Genomic DNA, 4,681 nt, shown 5'->3' with positions numbered 1-4,681 from the left:
TCGGGATGCGGCACGAGCATGGCGTTGAGGTCGATGGCCGGCTCCTGGTCGTCCTCGGCCGGGGACGGGAAGCCGGCTTGCACGGGCCATGTCATGCGGGGCAAGAGGTGCGGCATGGCGCGCGCCACCGGGTGCGGCTTCGCGCCAGGGGCGAGGCGCGCGGGGGGATGGCCGGGTCTGGGGTGCGGGGAGGCGTTCATGCGCGGGTGCCGTGCGTTTGCTTGCCATCAGCTTACGCGCGTGGCGTCGAAACTGTCTATAAATACAGTTTTCCATGAGCATAAAGAAAAGGCCGCACACGGTATCAGATCGCGCATTGGGGCCGTCGATGACGCTTGCGTTGACCGTTTCACACGTGTAGAAAGAGGGCTGTCCCCTCGTTATCGATCCTGTCGCGAGCGACCCATGCCCCCTGAGCCAGACCCCTGTGCTATCCGCTCGCTGATTGCGCGTTTCGAGCGTCAGCGTCTGCCGCGCGTGTTGGCGATCAAGGCGAAAGTTTTCAGAAGCAGTGTGTTGGAGCCATCGGATCACGCGGTGCTCGATGCCCTGCTGGCGGACGCCTTGCAGGCGCGGCGCTATTGCGCGCATGACACCGACGCCGCCGCGTTGTATCGGCGCGCGGCGGCGCTGTATCTGGAGATCATGCGTCGCGCGCTGCACAATGAACAGCGGCCGTCAGGCCTCACGGGGCTCGCGGCCAACGCGTCTGGGCTTTGAGGTCACGGTATCGCGCCGTCTGGAGGGCCTGGCATGGTACGCCCGATCTACTTGCTTGCCGCCCTGCTGGTGGCGCCCGCCATTGCGGCGGAGCCGATCACCAAGTGCGTCGATGGCGCGGGCAAGGTGCAATTCACGGACGGGCCTTGTGCGGCGGGGTGCCGGGCCGAGGTAGTCGATCTGTCGCACGCCCGGCTGTCGGGTCCGCGTCCGTCGCGCGCGGCAGCGAGTAGCCGCTATTCGGTGCAGGCCCAGGCCCGCGCCATGGAGCTGGATCGGCTGCGCCGGCATGGGAAACTGCCGGGTGGTTCAGCCTCTCGTCCCGGGCTGGCATCGGATCGTTCAGCGGTCGCCGACATCGATCGTCAGCTGGACGCACTGGACACCAAGGAGCGGCATTTGCGCGAGACCTTTGGCAATAGCCGCCATTCGATCCGCCAGCGTTTCAATCGCGAGGATCTGGCGCGCATTGACGAACAGCGGGCCGCGCTGCATCGCGAGCGGTCAAGGCGCCTCAAGGAGGCCGATCGTCGGCGCCTGGATCAGGCGCGCAAGGCACAATCCGGTAGCCGGCTATTGACTCAGCCGGAGGTCGATACGCGCATCCGCGCGCAGGGTGGCATGCCGCGGATCACGGTCGATCCACCGCCACCCCAGTCAGCGCCGGGCCGGCCGGGGATTCATCCTGCGTATCGGCCCGCGGATGCACGGCATTGGGATTGAGGGGTCAGCCGGCAACAAAGGTCAAATGCTCGGCCTTGAAGGCGTCGCGCTGTGCTCTTGAGTCGGGGTCGAAGCCCATGGCCGCCATCTTGTCCTTGAGCCAGCGCGGGATCGCTCCGCGCTTGTAGGTGTTGTCCGGATCGTCCGGGTCGACATAGTAACTGCCCGTTGGCGCAGTGGCAGCGCCGCGCTTGCGGCCGAGCAATTGGCTGGCGATGTCCGCGACCTCATAGCCCTGCGCCTCGATCTGCGCGCGCAGTTCACGCACGAAATCGCCCTTGGCCTCCTTGAGTTTGCGCTTCAGCAGCCGTTCGATCTCGGCCTGCTGCTGTTCGATCTCCTGTCTTTGCTGATGCAGCTCATCGATGTCGAGATGTTCGAAGGTACCCATGGATAACTCCCGGTTGTGGTGATGAAAGGCGGGAGTGTACTACATTGCCGTTCATCGAGGCGTCAGGATCAACGTTCAATGTCAAGCAACCAGAACCTTTCGGGCCGTTGATTCACTGGTCCCTATTCACTGGTCCTTATTCGCTGGTCCTTGTGGCCGGGATTCAGCTCATTGCTTGAAAACCGCAGCGGCTCGATACCCGCCCCCTTAACCCATCGAGAATATCGGGTAATCCTTGTCCCCGGGGTTGGCCGGCCCGATGCTCCGAGCTGTCCGGACGTGAACTCGATACCATCCAAACTTGAGGTGACTGCCATGAGTGAAGAGGTACTCCGTTCCAAGAACACCCGTGCCGTCTGGCTGCTGCTGGGGATGAGCCTGGTGCCGCTGCTCCCCTATGCCTTGAGCGGCGGCGGCTGAGGGCTTTTCCGGTTTCCGTTCCCTTCGATCAACTCCCTTTGAACCTTTCCTTACACGGGCGGCCTGCGCCGCCCGTATTGTTTCTGCCCAGGCCTTCCCTGCCCTTCCATCCGCTCTGCAATCGGCCTTCACGCAGGCCGCCCCTTCAAGCCTGGCTGAGCACCGCGCTCACCACCCCCAGCACCTCGACCGCCTCATGCGGGTAGGTGAGCGGGGTCATCTCGGGGTTGGCCGGCTGCAGGCGGATGCCCTCGGCCTCGACATAGAGCCGCTTCAGGGTCACCTCGCCGCCATTGATCAGCGCGACCACGGTGGTGCCGTTCTCGGCGCGCGGGCGCTGGGCGACCAGAATCAGGTCGCCGTCCTCGATGCCGTCCTCGGTCATGGAGTCTCCGCGCACCCTGAGCGCGAAGCTCGCGCGGCGCGCGAGGTCTTCGGGGATGTCGATGGTCTCGGGGTCCTCGATGGCCTCGATGGGCTGGCCGGCGCTGACGCTGCCGAGCAGGGGCAGCGTGGCAAGCGGTTCGTCGGCCAGGTCCATGGGCTCGGCGTCTGCGGCAAGCACGGTGGGGCCGAGGTGTCGGATGCGGTAGCTGGGCTGTGCCATGGCGGGCTCCGTGAGCGGCGGTCGTCGATGACAGTCATGGTACGCTAGCTTGCGATCGTGTCTCGCCGTTGTCATTTTGATGAAGCTCTGTGCGACAATGGCGAGCACGGCTTGGGGGTGCTTCTGACCCATCCTGGTGTTCTCTGCGCAGAGGTGTGATGTATGTCGGAACTGGCCGCGGCCCCGCGTGACGTATCCCTGGGGGCGGATGCCGCCGCGTCTCTTGCAACTGTATCGTTGACCCGCACGGATCTCATCGAGCGTCTGGCGGCACGGCAGCCGGATCTCGGTGCCGAGGATGTGGCACTCGCGGTGAAGACCCTCGTCGAACAGCTGACTGAGGCGCTCGTGCGCGGCGAGCGCATCGAGATCCGCGATTTCGGGGCCTTCTCGCTGCGCCAGCGGGAGGCGCGCATCGGGCGCAATCCGCGAACCGGCGAGCCGGTGGCAGTGCCGGCCAGGCGCGCGGTGCACTTCCGGGCGGGCAAGGCACTGCGGGACCGGGTGGCAGGGTGTCACTGAGAGAGCACGGCAGTTGAAGCGAGCCGGGTCGACGCCATGCCGGGGCTGGCCTAGCATGCAGCGCTGAAACCGCGACAGCGACGTGCCGCGGTGCATAAGAGAGGACCCTGTCAGTGATCGACCGCTTACCCCGCTTCCATCTCGTTCTGTTCTGGCTCCTGCTTTCCCTGCTCGTTGTCGGCCCTGTCGGCGCCTCCGACACAACGGCCACATCGGCCGCCAGCGCGCTTCCGGCCACGGCGCCCGCGGACAGCCCGGTACGTCGCCAAAGCAAGGTGATCGGCATCATCGGCGGCATCGCCTGGCCGTCTACGCTGGAGTATTACCGCATCATGAATGAGCGGGTCCGCGACCTCTTAGGCCCGCCCAACTCAGCCGAGGTGCTGTTGTATTCCATCTCCTTCGGTGACTTTGCCAAGGAGGAGCGCCAAGCCGCAGAGGGCGATTGGGAGGCTCTGACGCAGACCATGGTGCAGGGCGGCCGGCGGCTCAGCAACGGCGGGGCCGACTTTATCATCATCGCCTCCAACACCATGAATTCCACCGCTGAGATCGTCGCGCGTGAGGCGGGGATTCCGGTGCTTCACATTGCCGATGCCGTGGGGCAAGCGATTCAGAAGGCGGGTCTCAAGAAGGTCGCCCTGCTCGGTACCAAGTTCACCATGGAGGCGCCTTTCTACCGTACCCTTCTGGCCGAAAACTACGGCATCGAGGTGGTCGTTCCACAGGAATCGGAGCGCAACGACATCAATGCCGTCATCTTCGATGAACTGGTCAATAACAGACTCCTTCCGCAGTCCAAGGCACGCTATCTGGCGATCATTGATCGGATGACCCGCGAGGACGGCATCGAGGGCGTCATCCTCGGCTGCACCGAGATCCCGCTGCTCATCAAGGCATCGGATGTCGCCATCCCGACCTTCGATTCCACGACCATCCACGTCCATGCTGCGGTCGAACATGCCCTGTCACCCGCCGACGGTGAGCGTGCCACGGACCAGGCAGGCGCTGCCGAGTAAGTGACAGCGTGGTCGAAGAGCCGCGGGTTGGTCCTACCGCGGCCCGCCGCAACCGTCGCGCCGGCGGGATGAGCGCTCAGCGTATTCGCCCGGTGACCGGCTAAGCCGGGATTGATGCGCGACCCGCAGCCAGGCCGCCAGCCGGGCGCGCCGTCTGCAGTGCCGTCACGCTCGCCTTGAGACCAGCATAGGCACGATTCAGAAATAACCTACACGGATGCACGGTAGGGCGGATAAGCGAAGCGCATCCGCCACAGGCCACAACGGCGGATGCGCTTC

At 64.9% G+C, this 4,681-nt stretch carries 6 protein-coding genes; 4 read left to right on the top strand and 2 right to left on the bottom strand.

Annotation, left to right across the window (positions count from 1 at the left end):
* Positions 1 to 477 precede the first annotated feature (477 nt).
* Both F2Q65_RS19165 and F2Q65_RS19160 read left to right on the top strand, forming a co-directional pair.
* On the top strand, positions 478 to 720 hold the full coding sequence (locus F2Q65_RS19165) for a hypothetical protein (RefSeq protein ID WP_150094996.1): 243 nt from the start codon (positions 478 to 480) through the stop codon (positions 718 to 720).
* A 33-nt stretch (positions 721 to 753) separates the two neighbouring features.
* The gene (locus tag F2Q65_RS19160; RefSeq protein ID WP_150094995.1) at positions 754 to 1,443 is read left to right on the top strand and encodes a DUF4124 domain-containing protein; all 690 of its coding nucleotides are present in this window, start codon (positions 754 to 756) and stop codon (positions 1,441 to 1,443) included.
* A 4-nt stretch (positions 1,444 to 1,447) separates the two neighbouring features.
* Here the strand turns inward: F2Q65_RS19160 and F2Q65_RS19155 are convergent, their stop codons facing one another.
* Positions 1,448 to 1,834: an H-NS family nucleoid-associated regulatory protein gene (locus F2Q65_RS19155; protein ID WP_150094994.1), complete on the bottom strand. Its 387-nt coding sequence runs from the start codon at positions 1,832 to 1,834 to the stop codon at positions 1,448 to 1,450.
* Positions 1,835 to 2,399: 565 nt separating this feature from the next.
* Entirely contained in the window at positions 2,400 to 2,861 is a 462-nt protein-coding gene (locus F2Q65_RS19150; RefSeq protein ID WP_150094993.1) for a LexA family protein, read from the bottom strand.
* 237 nt (positions 2,862 to 3,098) lie between these two features.
* Here F2Q65_RS19150 and F2Q65_RS19145 point away from each other — a divergent pair, with 237 nt between their 5' ends.
* Both F2Q65_RS19145 and F2Q65_RS19140 read left to right on the top strand, forming a co-directional pair.
* Positions 3,099 to 3,383 carry an integration host factor subunit beta gene (locus F2Q65_RS19145; RefSeq protein ID WP_150094998.1) on the top strand — a complete coding sequence of 95 codons (285 nt, stop codon included), beginning with the start codon at positions 3,099 to 3,101 and terminating at the stop codon, positions 3,381 to 3,383.
* A 113-nt stretch (positions 3,384 to 3,496) separates the two neighbouring features.
* Positions 3,497 to 4,402: an aspartate/glutamate racemase family protein gene (locus F2Q65_RS19140; RefSeq protein ID WP_246156398.1), complete on the top strand. Its 906-nt coding sequence runs from the start codon at positions 3,497 to 3,499 to the stop codon at positions 4,400 to 4,402.
* Positions 4,403 to 4,681: the final 279 nt, after the last annotated feature.

The sequence above is a fragment of the Thiohalocapsa marina genome (genome assembly GCF_008632335.1).
Taxonomy (GTDB): Bacteria; Pseudomonadota; Gammaproteobacteria; order Chromatiales; family Chromatiaceae; genus Thiohalocapsa; species Thiohalocapsa marina.
The sequence above is the reverse complement of the archived record's forward strand: the minus strand, read 5'-3'. Positions and strand labels throughout refer to the sequence as shown.

Bases quoted from the DNA above. Each gene is read 5' to 3' on its own strand.
- F2Q65_RS19160 (WP_150094995.1), top strand. From the start codon at position 754: ATGGTACGCCCGATCTACTTGCTTGCCGCCCTGCTGGTGGCGCCCGCC.
- F2Q65_RS19155 (WP_150094994.1), bottom strand. From the start codon at position 1,834: ATGGGTACCTTCGAACATCTCGACATCGATGAGCTGCATCAGCAAAGA.
- F2Q65_RS19150 (WP_150094993.1), bottom strand. From the start codon at position 2,861: ATGGCACAGCCCAGCTACCGCATCCGACACCTCGGCCCCACCGTGCTT.